Source organism: Belnapia rosea (assembly GCF_900101615.1).
GTDB lineage: Bacteria > Pseudomonadota > Alphaproteobacteria > Acetobacterales > Acetobacteraceae > Belnapia > Belnapia rosea.
This window is the reverse complement of sequence record NZ_FMZX01000001.1, coordinates 139,033-163,697: the sequence shown is the minus strand read 5'-3', so window position 1 is coordinate 163,697 and position 24,665 is coordinate 139,033. Positions and strand designations below refer to the sequence as shown.

Annotated in this window: 27 protein-coding genes; 19 read left to right on the top strand and 8 right to left on the bottom strand. The window is 72.7% G+C overall.

What is annotated here, in order from left to right:
- Positions 1 to 35: 35 nt before the first annotated feature.
- Entirely contained in the window at positions 36 to 1,409 is a 1,374-nt protein-coding gene (locus BLR02_RS00810; protein ID WP_090659569.1) for an efflux RND transporter periplasmic adaptor subunit, read from the bottom strand.
- Positions 1,410 to 1,664: 255 nt separating this feature from the next.
- Here BLR02_RS00810 and BLR02_RS00805 point away from each other — a divergent pair, with 255 nt between their 5' ends.
- Entirely contained in the window at positions 1,665 to 2,873 is a 1,209-nt protein-coding gene (locus BLR02_RS00805) for a Zn-dependent hydrolase (RefSeq protein ID WP_245704568.1), read from the top strand.
- A 33-nt stretch (positions 2,874 to 2,906) separates the two neighbouring features.
- Here BLR02_RS00805 and BLR02_RS00800 read toward each other — a convergent pair whose 3' ends face one another.
- On the bottom strand, positions 2,907 to 4,445 hold the full coding sequence (locus BLR02_RS00800; protein WP_090560499.1) for an acetolactate synthase large subunit: 1,539 nt from the start codon (positions 4,443 to 4,445) through the stop codon (positions 2,907 to 2,909).
- A 108-nt stretch (positions 4,446 to 4,553) separates the two neighbouring features.
- Here BLR02_RS00800 and BLR02_RS00795 point away from each other — a divergent pair, with 108 nt between their 5' ends.
- The 4 genes from BLR02_RS00795 (at position 4,554) to BLR02_RS00780 (ending at position 7,590) form a co-directional block, all read left to right on the top strand.
- Positions 4,554 to 5,582 carry an ABC transporter substrate-binding protein gene (locus BLR02_RS00795; RefSeq protein WP_090659566.1) on the top strand — a complete coding sequence of 343 codons (1,029 nt, stop codon included), beginning with the start codon at positions 4,554 to 4,556 and terminating at the stop codon, positions 5,580 to 5,582.
- 132 nt (positions 5,583 to 5,714) lie between these two features.
- Positions 5,715 to 5,960, top strand: a complete 246-nt coding sequence (locus BLR02_RS00790; protein ID WP_090659563.1) for a hypothetical protein — start codon at positions 5,715 to 5,717, stop codon at positions 5,958 to 5,960.
- A 104-nt stretch (positions 5,961 to 6,064) separates the two neighbouring features.
- Positions 6,065 to 6,814: an ABC transporter ATP-binding protein gene (locus BLR02_RS00785; RefSeq protein ID WP_245704567.1), complete on the top strand. Its 750-nt coding sequence runs from the start codon at positions 6,065 to 6,067 to the stop codon at positions 6,812 to 6,814.
- Positions 6,811 to 7,590 (top strand): ABC transporter permease, encoded by a 780-nt coding sequence (locus BLR02_RS00780; protein ID WP_090560495.1) that lies wholly within the window; start codon positions 6,811 to 6,813, stop codon positions 7,588 to 7,590. The genes BLR02_RS00785 and BLR02_RS00780 overlap by 4 nt, the downstream gene beginning before the upstream one ends.
- A gap of 101 nt (positions 7,591 to 7,691) precedes the next feature.
- On the opposite strand, the gene BLR02_RS00775 is transcribed toward BLR02_RS00780, so the two are convergent.
- Positions 7,692 to 8,159 (bottom strand): CYTH domain-containing protein, encoded by a 468-nt coding sequence (locus tag BLR02_RS00775; RefSeq protein ID WP_090560494.1) that lies wholly within the window; start codon positions 8,157 to 8,159, stop codon positions 7,692 to 7,694.
- 46 nt (positions 8,160 to 8,205) lie between these two features.
- Entirely contained in the window at positions 8,206 to 8,733 is a 528-nt protein-coding gene (locus BLR02_RS00770; RefSeq protein WP_090659557.1) for a BON domain-containing protein, read from the bottom strand.
- 80 nt (positions 8,734 to 8,813) lie between these two features.
- Between BLR02_RS00770 and fdhD the strand changes: the two genes are divergently transcribed.
- From fdhD to BLR02_RS00750, 5 genes are all read left to right on the top strand, one after another.
- Complete coding sequence (gene fdhD, locus BLR02_RS00765) at positions 8,814 to 9,686, top strand: formate dehydrogenase accessory sulfurtransferase FdhD (RefSeq protein WP_090560492.1); 873 nt, start codon at positions 8,814 to 8,816, stop codon at positions 9,684 to 9,686.
- Positions 9,679 to 10,338, top strand: a complete 660-nt coding sequence (gene mobA / locus BLR02_RS00760) for a molybdenum cofactor guanylyltransferase MobA (RefSeq protein ID WP_218127300.1) — start codon at positions 9,679 to 9,681, stop codon at positions 10,336 to 10,338. The genes fdhD and mobA overlap by 8 nt, the downstream gene beginning before the upstream one ends.
- Positions 10,335 to 10,460, top strand: a complete 126-nt coding sequence (locus tag BLR02_RS30765) for a hypothetical protein (RefSeq protein WP_256336709.1) — start codon at positions 10,335 to 10,337, stop codon at positions 10,458 to 10,460. Before mobA ends, BLR02_RS30765 begins: the two co-directional genes overlap by 4 nt.
- A 158-nt stretch (positions 10,461 to 10,618) precedes the next feature.
- On the top strand, positions 10,619 to 12,262 hold the full coding sequence (locus tag BLR02_RS00755; protein WP_090659554.1) for an ATP-binding protein: 1,644 nt from the start codon (positions 10,619 to 10,621) through the stop codon (positions 12,260 to 12,262).
- Between the two features lie 49 nt (positions 12,263 to 12,311).
- Complete coding sequence (locus BLR02_RS00750) at positions 12,312 to 13,301, top strand: Bug family tripartite tricarboxylate transporter substrate binding protein (protein WP_176849313.1); 990 nt, start codon at positions 12,312 to 12,314, stop codon at positions 13,299 to 13,301.
- A 2-nt stretch (positions 13,302 to 13,303) separates the two neighbouring features.
- Here BLR02_RS00750 and BLR02_RS00745 read toward each other — a convergent pair whose 3' ends face one another.
- Positions 13,304 to 14,782, bottom strand: a complete 1,479-nt coding sequence (locus tag BLR02_RS00745) for a methyl-accepting chemotaxis protein (protein WP_090560488.1) — start codon at positions 14,780 to 14,782, stop codon at positions 13,304 to 13,306.
- A gap of 120 nt (positions 14,783 to 14,902) precedes the next feature.
- Here BLR02_RS00745 and BLR02_RS00740 point away from each other — a divergent pair, with 120 nt between their 5' ends.
- The 9 genes from BLR02_RS00740 (at position 14,903) to BLR02_RS00700 (ending at position 22,646) form a co-directional block, all read left to right on the top strand.
- A complete protein-coding gene (locus BLR02_RS00740; RefSeq protein WP_090661461.1) occupies positions 14,903 to 15,694 on the top strand; it encodes a RibD family protein in 792 nt (263 codons plus the stop codon).
- The gene (locus BLR02_RS00735) at positions 15,691 to 16,662 is read left to right on the top strand and encodes an MDR/zinc-dependent alcohol dehydrogenase-like family protein (protein ID WP_090560487.1); all 972 of its coding nucleotides are present in this window, start codon (positions 15,691 to 15,693) and stop codon (positions 16,660 to 16,662) included. The genes BLR02_RS00740 and BLR02_RS00735 overlap by 4 nt, the downstream gene beginning before the upstream one ends.
- Before the next feature lie 6 nt (positions 16,663 to 16,668).
- Positions 16,669 to 17,085 (top strand): 6-pyruvoyl trahydropterin synthase family protein, encoded by a 417-nt coding sequence (locus BLR02_RS00730; RefSeq protein WP_090659548.1) that lies wholly within the window; start codon positions 16,669 to 16,671, stop codon positions 17,083 to 17,085.
- Positions 17,082 to 18,125 (top strand): glycosyltransferase family 4 protein, encoded by a 1,044-nt coding sequence (locus BLR02_RS00725; protein WP_090659545.1) that lies wholly within the window; start codon positions 17,082 to 17,084, stop codon positions 18,123 to 18,125. The genes BLR02_RS00730 and BLR02_RS00725 overlap by 4 nt, the downstream gene beginning before the upstream one ends.
- A complete protein-coding gene (locus tag BLR02_RS00720) occupies positions 18,122 to 19,024 on the top strand; it encodes a class I SAM-dependent methyltransferase (protein WP_090659542.1) in 903 nt (300 codons plus the stop codon). Before BLR02_RS00725 ends, BLR02_RS00720 begins: the two co-directional genes overlap by 4 nt.
- A gap of 5 nt (positions 19,025 to 19,029) precedes the next feature.
- Complete coding sequence (locus BLR02_RS00715; RefSeq protein WP_090659539.1) at positions 19,030 to 19,506, top strand: cupin domain-containing protein; 477 nt, start codon at positions 19,030 to 19,032, stop codon at positions 19,504 to 19,506.
- Between the two features lie 88 nt (positions 19,507 to 19,594).
- On the top strand, positions 19,595 to 20,848 hold the full coding sequence (gene otnK, locus BLR02_RS00710; RefSeq protein WP_090659536.1) for a 3-oxo-tetronate kinase: 1,254 nt from the start codon (positions 19,595 to 19,597) through the stop codon (positions 20,846 to 20,848).
- Positions 20,845 to 21,477: a 3-oxo-tetronate 4-phosphate decarboxylase gene (gene otnC, locus BLR02_RS00705; RefSeq protein WP_090560481.1), complete on the top strand. Its 633-nt coding sequence runs from the start codon at positions 20,845 to 20,847 to the stop codon at positions 21,475 to 21,477. Before otnK ends, otnC begins: the two co-directional genes overlap by 4 nt.
- Before the next feature lie 182 nt (positions 21,478 to 21,659).
- Positions 21,660 to 22,646, top strand: coding sequence for a Bug family tripartite tricarboxylate transporter substrate binding protein (locus BLR02_RS00700; protein ID WP_090659533.1), 987 nt, complete (start codon positions 21,660 to 21,662; stop codon positions 22,644 to 22,646).
- A 1-nt stretch (position 22,647) separates the two neighbouring features.
- On the opposite strand, the gene BLR02_RS00695 is transcribed toward BLR02_RS00700, so the two are convergent.
- The 3 genes from BLR02_RS00695 to BLR02_RS00685 are packed head-to-tail and all read right to left on the bottom strand — an operon-like array spanning position 22,648 to position 24,540.
- Positions 22,648 to 23,100 (bottom strand): DUF3237 domain-containing protein, encoded by a 453-nt coding sequence (locus BLR02_RS00695; RefSeq protein ID WP_245704566.1) that lies wholly within the window; start codon positions 23,098 to 23,100, stop codon positions 22,648 to 22,650.
- Positions 23,101 to 23,126: 26 nt separating this feature from the next.
- The gene (locus tag BLR02_RS00690; RefSeq protein WP_090659531.1) at positions 23,127 to 23,609 is read right to left on the bottom strand and encodes a nucleoside deaminase; all 483 of its coding nucleotides are present in this window, start codon (positions 23,607 to 23,609) and stop codon (positions 23,127 to 23,129) included.
- On the bottom strand, positions 23,602 to 24,540 hold the full coding sequence (locus BLR02_RS00685) for a Bug family tripartite tricarboxylate transporter substrate binding protein (protein ID WP_176849312.1): 939 nt from the start codon (positions 24,538 to 24,540) through the stop codon (positions 23,602 to 23,604). Before BLR02_RS00685 ends, BLR02_RS00690 begins: the two co-directional genes overlap by 8 nt.
- Positions 24,541 to 24,665: the final 125 nt, after the last annotated feature.

The following is a 24,665-nucleotide window of genomic DNA, read 5'->3' as shown; positions in this document are numbered from 1 at the left end:
GGCTGCCTGCCCGGCTGCCACGTCCATGCGGAGGCTCAGTCGATCCGTGCCGCGCGGTCGATGAAGAGGGCGCCGCCGGTGACGACGCGGTCGCCGGGCTTCAACCCTTCGGTCACCTCGACCATGTCGCCCGAGCGGATGCCGGGCGCGATCTTGCGGAGCAGGAAGCGGTTGCCGTCCAGCGCAACCCAGACGCTGGCCTCGGCGCCGCGGTAGATGATGGCATTCACCGGGACGCCGACATTCTCCTCGCCCTCGCCGACCGAGATGCGGAAGGTGGCGAACATCTCGGGCTTCAGGAGGTTCTCGGGGTCCTTCACCTCGGCGCGGACGGTCATCCGCCGGGTGGAGGGGTCGAGCCCGGCGCCCATGGTGGCGATGCGGGCATCGAAGCGATGGCCCGGCAGGGCGCCGACGCTGACCTCGACCGGCTGGCCAAGCTTGATCATCGGCGCATCCAGCTCCCGCACCGCGGCGACGAGCCACATGCTGGAGAGGTCGGCGATGGTGAAGACCGGGTCGGCGGCGCCGGTCGAGAGCCACTGGCCGGGGCCGACCCGGCGCTGGACGACGGTGCCGGCGATCGGCGCGGTCACCGGGATGATGGCATCGACCTGCCGGGTCTGCTCGATGCGGGCGATCTGGTCCATGCCGCGACCGAGGACGCGCAGCTTGTCCCGCGCCGCGGCCAGGCTGGCCTCCGCGCTGCGCAGGTCGGCGATGGCGCCGAGCGCGGCGGTGCGGGCCTGCTCGACGTCGCGCTGCGAGGCGGCGCGGGCGCTGAAGAGGCTGTTCTGCCGGGCCTCCTCGCGCCGCGCCTGGTCGAGCGTGGCGCGGGACTTGTTGGCCAGATCGGCGGCCGAGAGCAGGTCGTTGGCGGCACCGGCGAGGTCGGTGGTCTCGATCTCGAAGAGGGTGTCCCCGGCCTTCACCTGGTCGCCCATGCGGACCATGGCGCGGACCACCCGGCCGTTATAGGGCGAGAAGACCGGGGTGGAGCGGTCCTCGTTATAAGCGATGCGGCCCTCGGCGACGCGCTCGGCCCGGAAGGCGCGGGCATGCATCTCCTCGATCCGGAGGGCGCGCATCTCGGTGTCGGAGAGGCGGAATTCACCCTGGGACAGCGGCTCGTTCTGACTGGCAACGGGCGAGGTCGGCACCGCCCCGGCGGCCTTCCGGCTCGCCTCATAGGCGTAATAGCCGCCACCGGCCACGATGCCGGCCAGCGCCAGCAGCAGCCAGAGCCGGCCGCGCCCGCGCGGCGGGGCCCGGGCGGGTTCCGGCGCCGGTTGCGGGGCGACGGGCTCGGGGAGCGGCTTCTGCGACGCCGCGGCATGCAGGCTCACGGCGTCCACCGTCGAGGCGAAGCCATCGGTCCCCTTCGGCGGCGGCAGGTGTCTGGCGTTCATGGCGTTCCCGGAGCCTGGCGATGCGTCTTATTCCGATGGTACCCAGCCTGCCTTCGGCAGAACCTTCCGGCCAAGCTGGTCCGGCATCGTCACGATACATCATGCATGAGGCGGACTTACACAGACATTGCGCGAAACCTGAAACCTGCGCCATCTGTGGCCAACAATTCCCTGAAAACGTCTCATAAAGGGAACGCCTCCGCCAGACCTCATTGGGTGCCGGCCCGCCACATGCGATGAGGATCACTCCAGCCGATGCAGAGGACCGTGATGATCGATACCAGCCAATTTCTCGCGGATCTGGACCGTCTGCGGCAGATCGGCACCTACCGCACCGGCGTCCACCGGCCGACCTTCAGCCCCGAGGACATGGAGAGCCGGCGCTGGCTGGTCGCCGCCATGGAGGCGGTGGGGCTCGAGGCGCAGATCGACGGCATCGGCAATGTCTTCGGCCGGCACCGGGGCCCGGGGCCGCATCTGCTGGCCGGCAGCCATCTCGAGACGCAGAACCAGGCGGGCTGGCTGGACGGGGTGCTGGGCGTGGTCGCGGCGCTGGCGCTGGCGCGGGCCGGGCTGCCGGTCGATGTCTGCGCCTATGCGGATGAGGAGGGGCATTGGGGAGACTTCCTCGGCAGCCGCAGCCTGGTCGGCGCGCTGGACGAGGCGGCGCTGGACGCGGCGCGCAACCGGCATGACGGCCGGCCGCTCCACGAGGCGCTGCGGGAGGTGGGGCTCGCAGGGCGGGAGCGCCTGCGGCTCGACCCCGGCCGCTACAAGGGGGCCTTCGAGCTGCATATCGAGCAGGGCACGCAGCTCGAACGGGCCGGGATGCGGATCGGCGTGGTCACCGGCATCGTCGGCATCCGGCAGTGGCGGATCACCATCACCGGGCAGCAGGACCATACCGGCGGCACCACCATGGCAGAGCGGCGCGATGCCGGGCTGACGGCGGTGCGGCTGCTGGCGGCGGTGGACCAGGAATTCCCGGGGGTCTGCGCCGAGCGCAGCGTCTGGACCACCGGCCGCATCCTGCTGGAGCCAAATGCGCCGCAGATCATCCCGGGCCGGGCGGAGATCACCTTCTCCTTCCGCGACCTCTCGCCCGAGGTGATGGACCGGATGGAGGACTGCCTCCGCCGCGTGGTGCAGGAGAGCAACCGGCGGGAGCGCTGCCCGGCGGTGCTGGAGCCGATCGGGCACACCCTGCCCTCCCCCTGCGACCCCGCGATGCGGGCGGCGCTGCGGGAGGCGGCGGCGGAGCTCTGCCCCGGCGCCTGGGCGGAGATGCCGAGCGGGGCGATCCATGACAGCCAGATCCTCGCCCGGGTGATGCCGGTGGCGATGCTCTTCGTCCCCTCGATCGGCGGGATCAGCCACCACTGGACCGAGGACACGAAGCGCGAGGACCTGGCCCTTGGCCTCGAGGTGCTGGCCGGGGGCGCGCGGCGCTTCCTGGCCGGCTAGGGGATTGGCCGGGCCGGGGCCCGGCCAATCCGGCTAGATCATCAGCTCGATCAGGAAGGGGCCGGGGCGGGAGAAGCTCTGCGCCATCAGGTCGCCGAGCGCCTCGAGCGTCGTCGCCTGGGCCGCCTCGACACCCATGCTGTTGGCGAGCTGGACCCAGCCGATATCGGGGTTGCCGAGATCGAGCATGTCCATCGCCGTGCGGCCGGGATTGGCGCCGACATTCTGGTACTCGCCGAGCAGGATCTGGTACTTGCGGTTCGAGAGCAGCACCGTCGTCACCGGCAGCCGCTCGCGCGCCTGGGTCCAGAGGCCCTGCACCGTGTACATGGCGCTGCCATCGGCCTGCAGGCCGATGACGCGCCGGCCGCCGCCGGCGATGGCCGCGCCGACCGCGACGGGGATGCCGTAGCCGATGGCGCCGCCGCAATTCTGCAGCCAGTCATGCGCCGGGGCCGCGACCGTCTCGGGGAAGAAGCCGCGGCCATAGGTGACGGATTCGTCGACGATGATGGCGCCTTCGGGCATCAGCGCGGCGACGGCGCGGGCCAGGCCCTCGGGCGAGAGGGCACCGCGCGGCGCCTCGGGCCGCCGCCCGGCGGAGGGGATGGCGGCGGCGGGGGCGCCGAGCTCATCGGCCAGCGCGGCCAGCGCCGCCTCGGCATCCTGCTCGTTGCGCGTCAGCACATGGACGGCGGCATCAGCCGGGTAGAGGCGGCTCGGCTTGCCGGGATAGCCGAAGAAGCCGATCGGCTCCTTGGCATTGACCAGGACGAGGTTCTGCACATCGGCCAACGCGGCCAGCGCCTGATCGACCACATAGGGCACGCGGTCGAGCGGCAGGCGGCCCTGGCCACGCTGGGTGCGGGCGTTGGAGCCCTCGGCCAGCAGCCGGCAGCCGGTGGCGGCGGCGATGCGGTGGGCCTGCTTCTGCGCGCCCTCGGTCAGGGCGAGGCCGCCGAGGAGGAGCAGGACGCCCCGCTTCTCCCGCAGGATGCGGGCGACCTGCTTCACCGCATGCGGGTCCGCGACCGGGGCGGCAGGCACCGGCAGGGCCTCGGCGACGACGCCGCCCTCGTTCCAGGAGCTGTCCGAGGGCAGGATCAGCGTGGCGATCTGGCCGGGCGAGGTGCGGGCGGCCTGGATGGCGGTCGCGGCATCGGCGCCGACATCCTCCGACCGGGTCGAGGTGCGGGTCCAGGCGGAGACGCCGCGGGCCCAGCCCTCGGTATCGGCGGTCAGCGGCGCATCGAAGGGACGGTGATAGACCGCCTGGTCGCCCACGATGTTGACGATGCCGGAGCGGGCGCGGCGCGCGTCGTGCAGGCCGGCGAGGCCGTTGGCGAGGCCGGGGCCGCAATGCAGCAGGGTGCAGGCCGGCTTCCCGGCGATGCGCCAGTAGCCATCGGCCGCGCCGGTGACGATGTTCTCCTGCAGGCCGAGGACGCAGCGCATGCCGGGGATGCGGTCGAGCGCCGCCACGAAATGCATCTCGCTGGTGCCGGGGTTGGAGAAGCAGACATCGACCCCTCCCCCGAGAAGGGTCTTCACCAGGCTTTCGGCTCCGTTCACGGCGCGGTCCTCTCCTCAACTTGGGGCGCAGGGTGCGCGGCCTTGCGGCGATGGGCAAGATGGGGCGACACATGGCATTCTGTTGCGCAACCGAGGGGGAGAGCCGCGATGGCCGTGCAACGCTTCATCGTCTCGCGCCGGGTGGCGCTCGGACTCGCCGCCGGACCCCTGCTGGTGGCGGCGGGCGAGGCCCGGGCGCAGCCACGGCTCGACCGGCTGAGCTTCGTGACCAATTGGCGCGCCCAGGCGGAGCATGGCGGCTTCTACCAGGCGCAGGCGGCCGGGCTCTACCGCGCTGCCGGGCTGGAGGTGGAGCTGCGCTCCGGCGGGCCGCAGATCAACCCGGCGCAGCTGCTGATCGGCGGGCGCGTCGACATGGCGATGGGCAACGGGCTCGGCGCGCTGGGCTTCGTGCGCGAGGGCATCCCCTTCCTCTGCATCGCCGCCGTCTTCCAGAAGGACCCGGTGGTGATGATCGGCCATCCCGGCCAGGGCATCACCGGCTTCGAGTCGCTGAAGGGCAGGCCGGTGCTGATCAGCGCCGAGCCGCGCGTCACCTGGTGGCCCTATGTGCGGCAGAAATACGGGCTGAGCGACGAGCAGGTGCGGCCCTATACCTTCAGCCTGGCGCCCTTCCTGGCCGACAAGCGGGTGGTGCAGCAGGGCTATCTCGGCAGCGAGCCCTTCTCGATCCGCCAGCAGGGGGTCGAGCCGGTGGTGCTGCTGGTGCATGACAGCGGCTTCCAGGACTACGGCACCACCATCCATATCGGGGCCAGGACCCTGGCCGAGAAGCGCGAGCCGGTGCAGCGCTTCGTCGATGCGACCATGGCGGGCTGGGACCAGTACCTGAAGGGCCAGGCCGGCGGCTTCGACACCGAGGGCGCCAACCGGCTGATCCGCGCGCAGAACCCGGAGATGGGCGCCGACCTCATCGCCTATGGGACGGCGATGATGAACCGGGAGGGCATCGTGCGGTCCGGCGATGCCGCGAGCCTCGGCATCGGGGCGATGACGGAGGCGCGCTGGGCGGCGCTGCATGCGGCCGCCGCGCAGGTGGGCGTGGTGCCGCAGGGGCTGGACTGGCGGCGGGCCTTCGACCTCGGCCTGGTCAACCGGGGGATCGGCAAGGCCTGAACGCGCCTCGATCCCGCTCAAACCGCTTGAGGCCGAACCAGGCAAGTGCCTGATCCACCTCGTTTCGGCTTGACAATTTTAGGATTTTAGTCCTTTATGCCGGTCCCGGCAGGGGCCGGGATGGAGGCGTGCATGATCATCCGGGTGTCGCCGCAATGGCAGCTGACGATCCCCAAGGCGTTGCGCGAGGAATTCGGGCGGGTGCGCGAGGCGGAGGCGCGGATGGAGCGCGGGGTGCTGATGGTGCGGCCGGTGCTCGCCCCCTCCGCCGATTGGGTGGCGACGCGCTTCGCGCCGCAGGGAATCACCCGCGAGGTGCTGTGGGAGGCGATGCGGGTGATCGAGGGGCGGCGGCGGAAGACGGAAGGCGGCACTTGATAATATTCCTATAGCCTGGATCGGGTGGCGAAGGCAAGCCTTGCCGCCCGCGCTGTCCTCCCGCCATTCTCCCCCATGATGCCCGCCCTGCCCTGCACCCCCGCGTGACGCTCGTCGCCCTCGATGGCGTCGGCAAGCGCTTCGCCAGTGGAACGGAGGCGCTGGCCGGGGTCGACCTGCGGATCGGGGCGGGGGAGTTCCTTGCCATCCTCGGGCCCTCGGGCTGCGGGAAATCGACACTGCTGCGGCTGATCGCCGGCCTCGCCGAGCCGAGCCGCGGGCGCATCACGCGGGCGGCCTCGCGGCAGGTTGGCTTCGTCTTCCAGGAGGCGACGCTGCTGCCCTGGTCGGATGCCCTCACCAATGTCCGCCTGCCGCTGCGGCTCGCCGGGCTGCCGCGTGCCGAGCAGGAGGCGCGGGCGGCGGCGGCGCTGGAGCAGATGGGGCTCCGGGGCTTCGAGCGCGCCTATCCGCGGGAGCTGTCGGGGGGCATGCGGATGCGCGTCTCCATCGCCCGCGCCCTGGTGACGCGGCCGAGCCTGCTGCTGATGGACGAGCCCTTCGCCGCGCTCGACGAGCTGACGCGGCACCGGTTGAATGACGACCTGCTGGCGCTCTGGGCCGGGAGCGGGGTGACGGTGGTCTTCGTCACCCATTCGGTCTTCGAGAGCGTCTACCTCGCCTCCCGCATCGTCGTCATGGCGGCGCGGCCGGGGCGGGTGGCGGCGGAGCTGGCCGTGCAGGCGCCAGCGCCACGGCCGGCGGGGTTCCGCACCTCGCCCGACTACGCCGCGCTCTGCCGGCAGGCGACGGAGGCGCTGGAGGGGGCGCTAGGGGAGGCGAAGCCGCGATGAGGCTGGTGGATGCGCTGGCGCCGGCCGCCGTCGGGGTGGCGGTGCTCGGGGCCTGGGAGGGGCTGGTCCGCCTTTATGGCGTGCCGGCCTATGTGCTGCCGGGGCCGGCCGCCATCGCCGGGGCGCTGGCGGAGGATTGGCCGCTGCTCTCCGGCTCCCTCCTGGTGACGCTCAGGATCGCGCTGCTGGCGCTGCTGCTGGCCGTCTCGCTCGGCGGGCTGCTGGCGGTGGCCTTCGCGCAGTCGCGCTGGGTGGAGCGGGCCTTCTTCCCCTATGCCGTGGTGCTGCAGGTGACGCCGATCGTCGCCATCGCGCCGCTGATCCTGATCTGGGTGGATGACGTCACCCTCAGCCTGCTGATCTGCGCCTGGATCGTCGCCTTCTTCCCGGTGCTGTCGAATACCGTGCTCGGGCTGAACAGCGCCGACCGCAACCATGTGGAGCTGTTCCGCCTCTATGGCGCGACGCGGTGGCAGACGCTCTGGCTGCTGCGGCTGCCGGGGGCGCTGCCCTTCTTCCTGGCCGGCCTCCGCGTCGCGGGCGGGCTGGCGCTGATCGGGGCGGTGGTCGCGGAATTCGTCGCCGGCGCCGGGGGCACCGGGTCCGGCCTCGCCTTCCGCATCCTCGAGGCCGGGTACCAGTTGAAGATCCCGCGCATGTTCGCCGCGCTGGCGCTGATCTCGGCGCTCGGCATCGCCATCTTCGCGGTGCTCGGGCTGGTGCAGCACCTGCTGCTGCGGCGCTGGCACGAGAGCGCGATGCGGCCCGAGGGCTAAAGCTAGGGGGTGGAGCAAGGGATCGGGAGCAGGGAAAGATTACGACTCCGCTTCACCGCCAGCGCCGCGCGGGAAGGACGGGGCGTGCCGGGCGACGATCGTCAGCCCTCGGGCGGCGCCTTGGCCTGGGAGAGCGCGGCATTCTGGTAGCGCGGGTCCTGCGTGACCTCGCGGCCGAGCCAGTCGGGGCGGGCGAAGTCCTGGTCCGGGCCGGCCAGTTCGATCTCGGCCAGGACCAGCCCGGCGAGATGGCCGGCGAATTCATCGACTTCCCAGACCAGCCCGTCATGGCGGATGCGGGTACGGGTCTTCTCGATGATCGGCGGCGGGCAGAGCGTGGCGAGCATCGCCTCCGCCTCCGCGGGCGGGATCCTGTACTCGTATTCCGCGCGGGCCAGCAGGCCGGGGCCCTTGATGGTGAGGAAGGCGGCCTCCCCCGCCTGGCGGATGCGGACGACCGGCGTGCCGGCATGCAGGTAGCCCTGCCGCAGGCGGAGGCCGGGCTCCGTCGCCTGGCCGCGCCAGCCCTCGCCGGTGACGAGGAATTTGCGTTCGATCTCGGTGCCCATGCCCTGGGTATGTAGGGCATGGAGCGGGCCGGGGGAACGCCAGGCTTCAGGCGGGCGGGATGCGGATCACCATGCCCAGCCCCGGCATGGCCCCGCCGAGGACCGGTGCATTGGCCTCCAGCAGGCGCCGCTCGTCGCCGCCGAGATGGCGGGCGGCGAGTGTCGCCAGGGTCTCGCCCGGCTGCATGGTGTGGAACAGGCTGCGGCCGGGGCCGAAGCGCGTGCCGGTCTCGACCTGGGCGTGGTGGATGGCGGTCTCGGCCGCCTCGGTGCTGGCGGCGCCGGCCGGCAGCCGGGCGAAGGCGCCGAGGCTGTCGAGCAGGCCGGGCGTGCGGGCCGGCACCAGCTTGTCCTCGACGCGTGACACGCCCTGGAGGTTGCCGGCGGCAAGCACGAGAAGCTCCGCCGCCTCGCCATCCGCGACCTGGCCTTCGAGCGTCACCGCTTCGCCGCGGCGGGTGATGCGGACGCCGCTATGGGTCAGGCCGAGCCGGTCGAGATGGGCGGCGATCGCCTCCGGCTCGGCGCCCTGGGCGGACAATCCGGCTTCGGCGGGGAATTCGTAGCTGGGCATCGGCATCTCCTTCGGCCCGGGCAACGTGTGACATCGGGGGCGGGTTGCGCCGGGGGCCAGGGGCCCTCACCTTCCGGCGCATGGAACCGCCGCTTCTCGTCCAGCCCGACCCCACCGATCCGCGGCTGACCCGCCGCGTCTCGGGCCTCGACCAGACCGGCGCGCGTGTCGAGGCGAGCGTCACGGTGGAACGGCCGCTGACGCTCTACCTGAACGGCCAGGAGATCGTCACCATGATGACGATCCTCGACCGGCCGGAGGAGCTGGCGCTCGGCTACCTGCTGAACCAGGGGATGCTGCGGCGCGACGATGCCGTGCAGGGCGTCGAGTATGACGAGGATCTCGGCGTCGTCGTGGTGCGGACGGAGCGGCGCACGGACTACGAGGAGAAGCTGAAGAAGAAGACGCTGACCAGCGGCTGCGCGCAGGGCACCGCCTTCGGCGACCTGCTCGAGGATTTCGCCGCGCGGCGGCTGCCGCCGGCGGAGCTGCGCACCTCCTGGCTGTACCGGCTGCTGCACCGCATCAACACGCTGCCGACGCTGTATCTCGAAGCCGGCGCGATCCATGGCTGCGCGCTCTGCGAACAGGACCGGCCGCTGGTCTATATGGAGGATGTCGGCCGGCACAATGCGGTGGACAAGATTGCCGGCTGGATGTTCCGCGCGGGCTGCGAGCCGGGCGACAAGATCTTCTACACCACCGGCCGGCTGACCTCGGAGATGGTCATCAAGACGGTGCGCATGGGCATCCCCATCCTCGTCTCGCGCAGCGGCTTCACCGCCTGGGGCGTCGAGCTGGCGCGGGAGGCGGGGGTGATGCTCATCGGGCGCTGCAAGGGGCGGCGCTTCACCGCGCTCTCGGGCGAGGAGCGGATCGTCTTCGATGCCGACCTCGCCTATGTCGAGGAGGAGAGCGCGAAGCACTGGCGGAAGAATGGCCGGGATGACTAGCGTGCTCGCGGTGGTGCTGGCCGGCGGGCTGGCGCGGCGGATGGGCGGCGGCGACAAGCCACTGCGGATGCTCGGCGGGCAGCCCCTGCTGAACCATGTGCTGGCGCGCGTCGGGCCGCAGGTGGCCGGTGTCATCCTCAATGCCAATGGCGATGCGGGGCGCTTCGCCGGCTATGGGCTGCCGGTGGTGGCGGACCCGGTGCCGGACCATCCGGGGCCGCTGGCGGGCATCCTGGCCGGGCTCGACTGGGCGGCGGCGATGCGGCCCGAGATCGCGGATGTGCTCTCGGTGCCGGGCGACTGCCCCTTCCTTCCGGCGGACCTTCTCGCGCGGCTGCGGGCGGCGCGGGCGGCGGCGGGGGTGCCGATGGCCTGCGCCGCCTCGGGCGGCTGGACGCACCCGCCCGTCGCGCTTTGGCCGGTTGCGCTGCGGGGCGAGCTCCGGGCGGCGCTGCTGGCCGGGGAGCGGAAGATCGACCGCTGGACCGCGCGCTTCGGCTGCGCCAGCGCGGAATGGCCGGCCGAGCCCTTCGATCCATTCTTCAATGCCAATGCTCCGGACGATCTGGCCGAGGCGGAGCGGCTCTTGTCTTCCGGCCTGGCCGGACCCATAGGAACCGCGAGCAGAACCATTTCGGGAGATCTCCCATGAAAGCCTTCCTCGCCGGCGTCATCGCCGCCGCCGCGCTGGCCATTGCCGCCGCCACCATCCTCGACACGGAAGTGCAGCGCAGCGCGACCGAGCATTTCCAGACGGAGGGCGTGCGGCTCTAACCCTCACGGCACGGAGGCCGGGCTGACCCTCCCCGCGGGTGCCGGGGTCATCTTGTTGTGACCGATCACGGCGCTGTACCGCCCCGTCACTGGGATGCTGATATTATCGCGGTCAAGCACCGAGGCCGGACCCACCGGCTCGGACCGGGGGCGGAAGCGTGGCCAACCTCTATGCTCTGGGGGAAGCAGCCCGGCGGCGGCGCTGGGTCGGCCATGCCGTGGCGGTGGCCGGGACCGCGCTCGGGCTCGGGTTGCGGCTGGCGCTCGGCGAGTGGTTCCAGGGCTTTCCCTTCATCAGCTTCATCCCTGGCGTGCTGGCCGCCGCCTGCCTTGGCGGGCTGGTGCCGGGTGTCCTGGCAGTTCTGCTCTCCTCCCTCGCGGTCTGTTACTTCCTGATCGAGCCCGTCGGCAGCTTCACCCTCGGCTCCGTCTCCGCCTGGATGGGCCTTGGCTCCTTCGTGGCGGTGGGCGGCGGGCTGGTGGGGCTGGCCGACCTGGCGATGCGGAGCGGCATCCGCCTTGGCGAGACGAGCCGCGCACTCGCCGCCGCCAATGCCCGGCTGGAGCAGACGGTCGCCGAGCGCATGCGGGAGCTGACGCTGCTGAATGCCGAGTTGCGGGCCGAGATGGAGCGCCGCGACGGCAGCGAGGCGCAGCTCCGCCATCTGCAGAAGCTGGAAGCGGTCGGCCAGCTCACCGGCGGTATCGCGCATGACTTCAACAACATGCTGGCGATCGTCATCGGCAGCCTCGATGCGATGCGGCGCCGGCTGGCGCAGGGCCGCACCGATATCGAGCGGCATCTCGACGCCGCGATGGAGGGCGCGCGGCGGACCGCGACGCTGACCCACAAGCTGCTGGCCTTCTCCCGCAACCAGCCGCTGGCACCGGCCGTCGTCGATGCGAATGCGCTGGTCGCCGGGCTGGAGCACCTGCTGCGGCGGACGCTCGGCGAGACGATCGGGCTGCGATGCGCCCTGGCCGATGACCTGTGGCGCTGCCGCGTCGATCCGGGCCAGCTCGAGAATGCCCTGCTGAACCTCGTCATCAATGCGCGGGACGCAATGCCGGAGGGCGGGCGGCTGACCATCGAGACGCAGAATGCCTGGCTCGACGATGCCTATGCGGCGGAGGAGCCGGATCTGCTGGCCGGGCAATATGTGATGATCGCGGTGACCGATACCGGCTGCGGCATGACGCCCGAGGTGGCCGCACGGGCCTTCGACCCCTTCTTCACCACTAAGGGCGAAGGGCGCGGGACAGGGCTTGGGCTCAGCCAGGTGCATGGCTTCATCAAGCAGTCGCAGGGGCATGTGCGGATCTATTCCGAGCCGACCCATGGCACGACGGTGAAGGCGTATCTGCCGCGGCACCGTGGCGAGGAGGCCAGCCCGCCCCCGCCGGCGGACCGGGCCGAGCCGCCGCCGCGGGGCCAGCGCGAGCTGGTGCTGCTGGTGGAGGACGACCCCGCGGTGCGCCGGGTGCATGCCGGGATGCTGCGGGAGCTCGGCTATGCGGTGCAGGAGGCGGCGGATGGGCCGGAGGCGCTTGCCCTGCTGGAATCGGCCGAGGGGCTGCGGCTGCTCTTCACCGATGTGGTGATGCCGGGGATGAACGGGCGGGTGGTGGCGGAGCGGGCGCGGATGCTGCGGCCGGGCCTGCCCGTGCTCTACACCACCGGCTATGCGCCGAACGCCATCCTGCATAACGGCGTGCTGGATGCGGGGATGGCGTTGCTGACCAAGCCCTTCACCCTCGACCAGCTGGGGCGGAAGCTGCGGCAGGTGCTGGAGGAGGGCTGAGGCCCCCTTGGCCTCGCCGGCGCCAGCGGACAGGATGGCCGCAAGACCGGTGCGACGTCCCGTCGCGGCCGGCGCCATCCTGGGAGGCGTGACGCCGATGCGGTCCCTGCTCGTCCTGAGCCTGCTGCTTGCCTCGCTCGGCCCGGCGCGGGCGGAATACCCCGAACGGCCGATCACCATGGTGATGCCCTATTCGCCCGGCGCGGCGGATGTGCTGATCCGCGCCATGGGCGAGCATATCCAGGCGATGCTGGGCCAGCCGCTGGTGCCCGCGACACGCGATGGCGCCTCGGGCGTCGTCGGGATGCGGGCCGTCGCCGGGAGCGCGCCGGATGGCTACACCCTCGGCCATACGCCGATGACGGCGATCGTCGTCCAGCCGCATCTGCTGCGCGACGCGGGGATCGGCCCGGACAGTTTCGAGGGTGTCTGCGGCACCAATGAGAATGTCATCACCGTCGCGGTGCGGGCGGACAGCCCGGTGCGCGACCTGCCCGGCCTGGTCGAGGCGGCGCGGCGGCGGCCGCTGACCTTCGGCAGCCCGGGTCCGAATTCGCTGCCGCAGCTGGCGGTCTGGCGGGTGCAGCGGGCGACGGGGGTGGAGATGAACCACGTCCCCTACCGGGGCGAGGCGCCGCATGTGAACGACACGCTGGCAGGCCGGCTCGACTTCTCCGCGGCCATCGTCAGCTCGGTGGCGGAGCTGGTGAAGGCCGGGCGGATGCGGATGCTGGCGGTCTTCTCCGAGAACCGGCATCCGGCCTTCCCGGATGTGCCGACCGCGCGCGAGCAGGGTATCGATGCGCTGCAATTCTCGCAGGTGGGCATCTATGCGCCGCGCGGCACGCCCGCACCGGTGCTCGACCGGCTGGAGGCGGCCTGCCGGGCGGCGCTCGACCAGCCCGCGGTGCTGCGTGTGCTGGCGAATACGGCGAGCCCGGCGCGCTTCCTGCCCCGTGCCGCGCTGACGCGGATGATCCGGGAGGAATACGCCAACTACGGGCGGATCCTGCGCGCGCTCGGCGTCGAGCCGCAATAGGCTCAGCGCACCAGCACCTGGGCGGCCTCCCGCGTCTTGTGCACCGCCTCCCCTGCCTCGCGCACCGCGTCGGCGATGCCGCCGATGTTGGTGGAGACGGTGGAGACTGTGCCCGAGGCGTTCCGCATGGCCTCGGCCAGGCTGCGGGTGACGGCGTTCTGTTCCTCGACGGCGGCGGCGGTCAGGGTGACGCTGTCGAGCACGGTGGAGACCGCGTCGCGGATCGCCTCGAGCGCGCCGGCGACGTTGGTGGAGGTGGCCTGGATGCCGTCGATCTCGGTCGAGATCTGCTCCGTCGCCTTGGCGGCCTGGACGGCGAGGTTCTTGACCTCGGAGGCGACGACGGCGAAGCCCTTCCCGGCCTCGCCGGCACGCGCCGCCTCGATCGTCGCGTTGAGGGCGAGGAGGTTGATCTGGCTGGCGATGTTGCGGATCAGCCCGACGATGCCGCCCATCGCCTGGGCGCCCTGGGCCAGGCTGTCGGTCGTGCGGGCCAGGGTCGTCGTCTGCTCCGAGGCGCATTCGGTCGCGTTGCGGGAGCGGGCCATGCTCTCGCTGATCTCGCCGATCGAGGCGGCGAGCTGCTCGATGCCGCCGGCCGCGCTCTGCACATCCTCGGCGGTATGGCCAGCGGCGACGGCGGCGGTCTCGGCGCCGGTGGTGGAGCGCTCGATCGCCCGGTCGATCTCGGCGAAGTTGCGGTCGATGAGCAGCTTCAGATTGGCGAGGAGGTGGATCTGCGCGGTGATGTCGGTGGCGAATTTCACCACCTTGGTGACCTTGCCCTTGGTGTCGAGGATCGGGTTGTAGGCGCCGTCGATCCAGACCTCGCGGCCACCCTTGCCGAGGCGGCGGAACTGCGCGGCCTGGTATTCGCCGCGCTGCAGCGCCTCCCAGAAGCGGGCGTAGTCGGGGCTGTCGCGAAGGGCCGGCTCGACGAAGATGGTGTGATGGCGCCCGCGCACCTCCTCCAGCGTATAGCCCATCGCCTTGAGGAAGTTGTCGTTGGCGTCGAGGATCGTGCCATCCGGGTTGAACTCGATGACGGCCTGGGAGCGGCTCACCGCCATCATCTGGGCGGCATGATCGAGGCCGGCCAGACGATCCCGCGCATCGGCCCATTCGACGACGAAGCCGATCCGCGCCTTGCCCTCGAACAACGGCGTGGTGCGGAGGTCGAGCACGCGGTCGCCGAGGCGGATCGTCTCCTCATGCGGGGCGCGCATCGTCTCGAGCCTGCGGCGCTGCTGGGATGGATCCGGGTGGAAGGCGTCGATCGCACTGCCGATCAACGCATCGGCCCGGAAATTCTGCAGCTGCTTGCGCAGGTCCTCCTCCGCCTCCCGCACCATGGCCATGGCGGAATGGTTCATGTAGACGATCATGCGGTTCTGGTCGGCGACCATGACGCTGGTGCGAAGCGGATCCAGCGCTGCGATCCGGGTGTTCAAACCCTGGGGTTTGCGGAAGGGATTGTGCATCGTCTCATCTCCTTGGCTGCGTGATCCATTTTGATCGACAAGGGCTAAGAACGGGTTAGCGCCCTCGTTGCGCTGGCGCTGCGGGCCGGGTTCCGGCATGGTCCGGCGCCTATGGACGGGATGTCGCCGATTCTGGACTGGGACGGGGTGCTGGCCCTGCGCGAGGGTGGCCCCTGCCCGCCCGGCGCCGGGCCGCTCGGCGCCCTGTTCGGCCCTCTGCTCGCCCCGCCCCGCGCGGCGGATGGCTGCCTCGTCGTCGGGCGGCTGGCGCAGACCCTCGACGGGCGGATCGCCACCGCCTCCGGCTCCTCGCAATGGATCGGCGGCGAGGGCGATATCCTGCACACGCACCGGCTGCGCGCGCTCTGCCATGCCGTGGTGGTCGGCGCCGGGACGGTGCGCCATGACGACCCGCGGCTGACGACGCGGGACTGCACAGGGCCCGACCCGGTGCGGGTGGTCCTCGACCCGGAGCGGCGGCTGTCCGCCGGCTACCGGGTGTTCCGCGAGGGGCCGCCGACGCTGCTGGTGGTGGCCGAGGATGCGCCGGGCGGCGAGCGGCTGGGCGAGGCCGAGGTGGTGCGGGTGCGGCGCGCGCCCGAGGGCGGCGGGCTCGACATCCCCGGCATGCTGGCGGCGCTCTCGGCGCGCGGCCTGTGGCGCATCTTCGTCGAGGGTGGCGGCGTGACGGTCAGCCGGTTCCTGGCGGCGGGCTGCCTCGACCGCCTGCATGTGACGGTGGCGCCGGTGCTGCTCGGCTCCGGCATCCCGGCCTTCACCCTGCCCGAGGCGGGGCGCATTGCCGATGGGCTGCGCTTCCGCTGGACGGTGCATGACCTGGCGCCGGATGTGCTGTTCGACATCGCGCTCGACAGGGTGCGGCCGCGGGTGTGCCAGGAGCCGGCCCCATGACGGCCAGGGCCCTGTGGTGTGTTGCACCGGGCGTGGCGGAGTTGCGGGAGGAGGCGCTGCCGCCGCGCGCGCCCGACCAGGCGCTGGTGCGGATGCTGGCGAGCGCCCTCTCGCGCGGGACGGAGCGGCTGGTGCTGCAGGGCCGGGTGCCGAGGAGCCAGTGGGCGGCGATGCGGGCGCCGCTGATGGGCGGCGCGTTCCCCTTCCCCGTCAAATACGGCTATGCCGCCGTTGGCCTCGTCGAGGCGGGGCCGGCGGCGTTGCAGGGCCGGCGGGTCTTCTGCCTGCATCCGCATCAGGACCGCTTCCTGGCGCCGGCGGCGATGTGCATCCCCATCCCCGATGCGGTGCCGGACCTGCGGGCGGTGCTGGCGGCCAATATGGAGACGGCGCTCAACATCCTCTGGGATGCGCGGCCGCTGCTCGGCGAGCGGGTGCTCGTCATCGGCGCGGGCGTGGTCGGGCTGCTGGTGGCGGCGCTGCTGGCGCGGCTGCCGGGCGTCGAGCCCCTGCTCTGCGATGTCGATGCCGGGCGGGCGGGGCTCGCCGCGGCGATGGGGGCGCGCTTCGCATCGCCGGGCGAGGTGCCGGAAGGGTTCGAGCTGGTGGTGCATGCCAGCGCCGACCCGGAGGGGCTGCGCCTGGCGCTCGGCCGCGCCGGCCTCGAGGGCCGCATCCTGGAGGCGAGCTGGTATGGCGACAGGCCGGTGAGCCTGCCGCTCGGCGAGGCCTTCCATGCGCGGCGGCTCTCGCTGCTGTCGAGCCAGGTCGGCCAGGTGGCGCCGGCGATGCGCGGGCGGCGGAGCCATGCGGAGCGGCTGGCCCTGGCCCTCGCCCTGCTCGATGATGCACGCTTCGATGCGCTGCTGGCGCCGCCCGTGCGTTTCACCGAATTGCCGGCCGCCCTGCCGGGGCTGCTGGAGGGGCAGGTCATCTGGCCCTGCCCCACGATCTTCTATGGTGAGTGACCAAGCATGTTCAGCCTGACCGTCTGCGACCACATCATGGTCGCCCATAGCTTCCGCGGCGCGGAATTCGGCCCGGCGCAGCGGCTGCATGGCGCGACCTTCGCGGTCGAGGCGGAGTTCCGCGCCGAGCGGCTGGATGCGCTGCACCTGCTGGTCGATATCGGCCTCGCCAAGGTCGAATTGCGCCGCGCGCTGGATGGGCTCGACTACCGCAACCTGGATGCGGAGCCAGCCTTCGCCGGGTTGAACACCACGACGGAATTCCTCTGCCACCACATCCACGGGCTGCTGGTGGCGGCGCTGAAGGCGGGACGGCTCGGGCCGCAGGCGGAGAATGTCACGGGCCTCAAGGTGCTGCTGCGCGAGAGCCCGAATGCCTGGGCGGCCTATGAGGGCCCCATCGGGGAAGGCCCCACTGCATGAGCGCGGCGCCGATCGCCCTGCTCGTGCCGGGCCCCTTCGGCACCGTCTCGGGGGGCTATAACTACGACCGGCGGCTGGTCGAGGGGCTGCGGAGCCTCGGCCAGGAGGTCCTGGTGGTGGAGCTGGACGGGCGGCATCCCCTGCCCGACCAGGCGGCGGAGGGCGCGGCGCGGCGGGCGCTGGCCGGGCTGCCGGCCGGGGCGCGGATCGTCATCGACGGGCTCGGCCTGCCGGCCTTCGCGCCGCTGGCCGATGCGCTGGTGGCGCGGCGGGCCGTGGCGCTGATCCATCACCCGACCGCCCTCGAGGGCGAGACGGCGCAGCGCGAGGCGCTGCGGGCGGTCGAGGCCTCGCTCTTCCCCCGGCTTGCGCGGCTGGTGGCGACCTCCCGCCTCACCGCGGCACGGCTGGCGCGGGATTTCGGCGTGGCGCCCGGGCGGATCGGCGTGGTGGAGCCGGGGACGGACCCGGCGCCGCGGGCGCGCGGCTCGGGCGGGCCCGGCGTCGTGCTGCTCTCGGTCGGCACTCTCATCCCGCGCAAGGGGCATGACGTGCTGCTGCGGGCGCTGGCCGGCATCCCGGATGTGGACTGGCGGCTGACCATCGTCGGCGCGGCGCGGGATGCCGTCCATGCCGCCGGGCTGCAGGCGCTGGCGGAGGAGCTGGGCCTCGCCCAGCGGGTGGATTTCGCCGGCGAGGTCGAGGGGCCGGCGCTGGCGGCGCTGTATGACGGGGCGGATGCCTTTGCCCTGGCCTCGCACTGGGAGGGCTATGGCATGGCGGCGGCCGAGGCGCTGGCGCATGGCCTGCCGGTCTCGGTGACGGCGGGCGGGGCGCTCGGCGAGCTGGTGCCGCTGGAGGCGGGCAGCGTCTCGCCGCCGGGCGACGTGGTCTCGCTCGGCAAGGCGCTGCGGCGCGTGCTGTTCGACACCGAGCTGCGGGCGCGGATGGCCGAGGCGGCCTGGGTGGCCGGGCAGCGCCTGCCGCGCTGGGACGACCGGGCGGCCGCCTTCCTTGCCGAGCTGGAGCGCGCGGCATGAGCGAGGAGTTCGACCCCGACTGGCTCGACCTGCGCGAGCCCTTCGATGCCATGGCGCGCAGCGCGGCGCTGGCCGACCGGCTGCTGGCCCGGCTGCCGGCGCGGCCCCGCTTCATCGACCTCGGCGCCGGCACGGGCAGCCTGCTGCGCTTCCTGGCGCCCCGGCTCGGGCGGGCGCAGGCCTGGACCCTGGTCGATGCCGACCGGGTTTTGCTGGAGGCGGCCTTCGACACCATCGCCGACCGGGCCGAGGCGGTGGGCTGGACCATCTCCTTCCCCAACAAGCGGACGCTGCTGGTGCATGCGCCGGGCGGGGCCTGGCGGGTGGAATCGCTGGTCGCCGACCTCGCCGAGGCACCGCGCGGCCTGCCGCTCGCCAATGCGGATGCGGTGGTGAGCTCGGCGCTCTGCGACCTCGTCTCCCGCGCCTGGGCGGAGCGGCTGGCCGGGGCGCTGCGCGTGCCCTTCTACGCCGCCCTCTGCGTGACCGGGCGGGACCGCTTCGCCCCGCCGCACCCGGCCGACCGGGTGGTGGCGGACGGGTTCCGGCGCGACCAGGGGCGGGACAAGGGGTTCGGCGGCGCGGCGCTCGGGGCCCGGGCGCCGGCGGTGCTGGCGGAGGTCTTCGCGGCGCGCGGCTTCGCGGTGGAGGGCGCGCCGAGCGACTGGGAGGTGCGCGGGCGCGGCCCGGCGCCGATGCCGGGGATGGGCGAGGCGGCCGGGCGGTTCCTCACCGAGTTGGTCCTGGGCCATGCCGAGGCGGCGCGGCGGCAGGACCGGCGCGGCGACCGGCGGATCGAGGCCTGGCTGGAGGCGCGGCTCGACCAGGTGGCGGAGCGGCGGCTCTCGGCGCGGATCGGGCACCGGGACCTGCTGGCGTTGCCGCAGGGCAAGGGGTGACGGCCATGGCGGAGCGGCCCGTCGCCATCATCGCCGCGGAGGCGCCGGTGCGGCCGCGGCCAACCGGCTTCCCGCCGGACCTGGCCGCCAGGCTGGAGGGGCGGGAGAAGCAGCCGCTCGGCGATGTGTTCGGCCTGCGGAATTTCGGGGTGAACCTGACGCGGCTGGCGCCCGGCGCCGCCTCCTCCATGCGGCATGCCCATAGCCTTCAGGACGAGTTCATCTATGTCCTGGAAGGCAGGCCCATCCTGGTGACGGATGCGGGGGAGACCCAGCTCGAGCCCGGGATGTGCGCCGGCTTCCCGGCCGGCACGGGCGATGCGCACCGGCTGGTGAACCGGACGGCCGGGGATGTGCTTGTGCTCGAGGTCGGTGACCGCACGCCGCTCGACCGGGTGACCTACCCGGAGGATGATCTGGTGGGCGAGGCCGACGAGGCCGGCCGGTTCCATTACCGGCGGAAAGACGGCACCGCGATCTAGGCGGCCCGTCCCGTGCCGGACCACGGGTGAAGCCGCTCCAGCCTTTGTTGTCGCGGGCAAACATGAATTTGCTCCAGGGAGGATACCCATGCCGCTTCTCGGCTGCATCGCCGATGATTTCACCGGCGCCACCGACCTCGCCAACACGCTGGTCAAGGGCGGGATGACCGCCGTGCAGGTGATCGGCGTACCAACCGGCCCGCTGCCCGAGGCGGATGCGGTGATCGTCGCGCTGAAGTCGCGCACGGCGCCGGTGCGGGAGGCGGTGGCGGAGAGCCTCGCCGCCTGCGAGGCGCTGCTGGCGGCGGGCGCACGGCAGATCTTCTTCAAGTACTGCTCGACCTTCGACAGCACCGACGAGGGCAATATCGGCCCGGTGGCGGATGCGCTGGTGCGGCGCCTCGATTGCGGCTTTGCCCTCGCCAACCCCGCCTTCCCGACCAATGGGCGGACGATCTACCAGGGGCATCTCTTCGTCGGCGGCGCGCTGCTGAACGAGAGCGGGATGGAGAACCACCCGCTGACGCCGATGCGGGATGCCAACCTGGTGCGGGTGCTCTCGCGGCAGACGGATGGCACGGTGGGGCTGGTGCCCTTCGCCGTGGTGGAGCAGGGCGCGGCGGCGATCCGCCGGGCGATGACCGGGCTGAAGGAGGGCGGGCGGCGCTACGCCATCGTCGATGCGGTGACGGATGCGCATCTGCTCGCCATCGGCGAGGCGGCGGCCAAGCATGCGCTGATCACCGGCGGCTCCGGCGTGGCGATGGGGCTGCCGGGGAATTTCCGCGCCGCCGGCCTGCTGCCGGAGCGCGGGGCGGCGGCGAGCGAGCTGCCGCCGGCGCAGGGCTATGCGGCGGTGCTGGCCGGCTCCTGCTCGCGGGCGACGCTCGGGCAGATCGGCTATGCGCGGGACCATGCCCATACGCTGGAGCTCGACGTGCTGGCGACGCCGGATGTGGCGGCGCTGCAGCGCCAGGCGCTCGATTGGGCGGCGGACAAGCTGGGCGAGGCACCGGTGGTGATCGCGGCCTCGGCGCCGCCGGAGCGGGTTGCGGCCCTGCAGGCGCGGCTCGGGCGCGACAAGGCCGGGGCGCTGGTTGAGGACACCCTGGCCGGCATCGCCGAGGCGCTGGTGGCCCGTGGCGTCGGGCGGCTGGTGGTGGCCGGTGGCGAGACCTCGGGCGCCGTTGTCTCGCGGCTCGGCGTGCGGAGCCTCCGCATCGGGGCGGAGATCGACCCGGGCGTGCCCTGGACCTATGCGGAGGTCCCCGGGCTGCATCTCGCGCTGAAATCGGGGAATTTCGGTGCGCGCGACTTCTTCCTGAAGGCATTCGGCCAATGAGCGAGGACGACCTCCGCGATGCGATCGCGGCGCATGGGCGGCTGCTCTTCGGGCGTGGCTTCTCGGTGGGCTCGGCGGGCAATATCAGCGTCCGGCTGCCGGACGGCTTCCTGATGACGCCGACCAATTCCTGCCTCGGCCGGCTCGACCCGGCGCGGATCAGCAAGCTCGACCGCGAGTACCGGCATGTCTCGGGCGACAAGCCCTCGAAGGAGGTGTTCATGCACCGCGCCTTCCTCGAGGCGCGGCCGGAGGCGGAGGCGGTGGTGCATCTGCACTCGACCCATGCGACGGCCATCGCCTGCCTCGCCACGCCCGGCGAGCCGGCGCCGATCCCGCCGCTGACGCCCTATTTCGTCATGCGTATCGGGCGGGTGCTGCCGGTCATCCCCTACTACCGGCCGGGTGACGCGGCGATGGAGCCGGCGATCGCCGCGGCGGCCCGCGATGCGCGGGCGGTGCTGCTGGCCAATCATGGGCCGGTGGTGAGCGGAAAGTCGCTCGACGATGCGGTCTATGCGGCGGAGGAGCTGGAGGAGGCGGCGAAGCTCGCCCTGCTGCTGCGCGGCCAGCCGGCCCGGCTGCTGACCGAGGCGCAGGTCGAGGACCTGCTCGGCACCTTCGGCTGATCGGTTGCCCCCGGCACGGCCTTGGCTTGGCTCGCCCGGCAACGTAACAAGGCGCCTGGAGCAAGCTCCGATCGGATGGAATCCTCTGGTCGGAGGTACTTGCCCGTTGAAACAACAAGCCAGGGCGGGGTCCGTGAGCCAGTGCGAACGGAAACCGCGCCAGCGCTGGGGGAGCCCGTCCCATGACCACCCGCCCGATCCGGCGGCGCGCCGCGCTGGCCGGCGCGGCCCTGCTGCCCTTCGCCGCCCCGTTCCCCCTGGCCGCGGCCCCGGCGGACCGGCCGCTCCGCATCCTGCTCGGCTTCCCGGCGGGGGCGGGGCCGGACCTGCTCGGGCGGTTGCTGGCGGAGGGCATGCGGGAGGGCTGGCCGGCCGGCATCCTCGTCGACAACCGCCCCGGCGCGGGCGGGCTGATCGCGGCGCAGGAGGTGGCGAAGGCCTCGCCGGCGGATGGCGGCACCGTGCTGCTCGGCGAGGTCGGGCAGCTCGCCATGGCGCCGAGCACCTATGCGCGGCTGCCCTATGACCCGGCCCGGGACTTCACGGCGGTGGCGGCGCTGGCCTCGGTGGACTTCGCCCTCGTCGTGCCGCCCGGCCTGCCGGGCACCGACCTCGACGCCTATCTCGACTGGGGGCGGCGGCAGCCGGCGCTCTACATGGGCACCTTCGGCGCGGGCAGCCCGGGGCATTTCGCCGCCGCCATGCTGGGCGCCGCGGCCGGGCTGACGGTGGAGCCGGTGCATTTCCGCGCCACGGCGGATGCGGTGTCGGCGCTGCTCAACGGCAATGTGCAGGGCATGTTCGGCAGCATCGCCGTGGTGGCGCCCCATGTGCAGGCCGGGCGGATGAGGGCGCTGGCGATGACCGGGCCGGAGCGCTCGCCGCTGCTGCCCGGCGTGCCGACCATGGCGGAGCTGGGCCGGCCGGCGCTCTCGGTCAGCGCCTGGTTCGGGCTGGTCGCGCCGGCCGCGGTGCCGGCGCCGATGGTGGCGGAGATCGAGGCGGCGGTGCTGCGGGCGATGGCCGCGCCCGCGCTGCGGATGCGGCTGCAGGAGGCGGGCTTCCGCCCCTCCCCCGCGGGAGGGCGCGAATTCGCCGCGCTGATCCGGGCGGAGACGGCGCGCTGGGCGCAGGTGGTGCGGGAGACGGGGTTCCGCGCGATCGAGTAGGTCAGGCGGCGTAGATGCGGATGCGGACGGCGGCCGGCCGGCGCTCGCCATAGCCGAGGAAGATGCCGCGGTGCAGCCAGGCATGGGCGGGCGCGGCGGTCTCGAAGACCGGCACCGTGCGGAAATAGACGCGCTCGGGCGGGACGGGCTCGCCCCGGAGGAGGCGGGCCATGTCCTCCGGCGCGGCGTGGCGGAGACCGCTGTTCACCACATGCACCAGGGCGCCGTCGGCGAGGCGGATGGTGTAGCGGGCAACGATCTCCGTCACGCCGTCGGGGCGGATGAGCTGGTGGTCGGTGCCGCCCGGCAGCACCTCGCCGGCGAGGCGCGGCCCGGCGACGCGGCCGCCGAGGATCGGGACGACGCGGCGCTCCCCCTGCGGGCCGGGGCCGAGGATGATGGGCGCGGCGACATCGAATTCGGCCGCCGCGACGAAGTCGAGGCTGGGTGGCATGACGCGTCCTCCGGTGGCCGGGAAGCCTACCCCTTCGCCCATGTCTCCAGTAGCGCCACCGCCTCCGCCACCAGGGCCTGGCGGGCGGGGATGCGGCCCGCGCCGATCGGGGCGCCGGCCTCGCGGCGGAGCGCGGCCACGTCGCCGCCGCGGCGCCGCTCCTTCGGTACGCCGGCCAGGATGCGGCCGCTATCGGCGAGGGAGGCGGCATAGACCACCCGCGCGATGCCGGTGATCTGCATCGCGGCGACGCAGAGGGCGCAGGGCTCGCAGGAGGTGAAGACGGTGCAGCCCCCGAGGTCGAGCGTGCCGAGCCGGGCGCAGGCATCGCGGATCGCCTCGGTCTCCCCATGCGAGGTCGGGTCGAGCCGGCTGCGGGAGCGGTTGAACCCCTCCCCCACCACCTGCCCGTCGCGCACCACCACGGCGCCGAAGGGCTCGCAGCCGGGGGTGGCGGCGGCCTCGGCGGAGAGGGCGATGGCGCGGCGCAGCGCCTCCTCGTCAGTCATTCCTGATCCCCATGGCCCGGACGGCGGCACCGATGGTGTTCACCTGCCCGGCGACGAAGCCGGCGAATTCGGGCTGCGTCTTCACGCCGGTGATGATGCCGACGGTTGCCAGCCTCTCCTGGATGGCGGCGGTCTGCAACAGGGCGGAGACCTCGCCGTGCAGGCGCCGGGTCACCTCGGGCGGCAGGTTGGCGGGGCCGGAGAGGCCGAGCCAGTTCTGGGCGAGCAGGTCGGGCAGCCCCGCCTCGCCGGTGGTCGGAACCTCGGGGACGCTCGGCGCGCGGGCGGGCGCCGTCACCGCATAGGCGCGGAGGCGCCCGGCGCGGATGTTCTCCACATTCTCCGGCAGCGTGTCGAAGGAGAGCAGGATGGAGCCGCCGAGCAGGTCGGCCTGCATGGGCTGCGAGCCGCGATAGGGCGCATGGTTCAGCGGGATGCCGGTCTGCTGGCTGAACATCGTACCGACGACATGCCCGACCGAGCCGGCGCCCGAGGTGCCGAAGGTAGCGGGCTGGGGCTGGGCGCGCATCCAGGCCATCAGCCCCTTCAGGTCCTGGGCCGGCACCTGGAGGTTGGTGACGACCACCATCGGCGTCGCGCCGATATAGGCGATATGGGTGAAGGAGCTCAGCGGGTCATAGCCCGGGCGCGCGTAGAGCGGCGGCGAGGTGACGATCGGGGCGGTGTTGCTGAGCATCACCGTCGTGCCGTCGGGAGGCTGCTGGGCGACATGGGCGGCGGCCAGCGTGCCGCCGGCGCCGGGGCGGTTGTCCACCAGCACCCGCTGGCCGAGCCTTGGCGCCAGGGCCTCGGCCAGCACGCGGGCGGCGATGTCGGAGGAGCCGCCGGGCGGGAAGACGACGACGATGCGGACCGGGCGGGTGGGCCAGGCCTCCGCCTGGGCCGGCCGGGCTGCCTGCCCAAGGGCCATGCAGAGCATTGCCCCGAAAATCCGCAATCCGCGTCTGAACATGGCGCACCCCCTGGATCACCGGGTGGTGAGCAAGGGGTGGGCCAGTGACCCGCCCCCCCGTGACTTGCGGCGCCGTCGCGGCT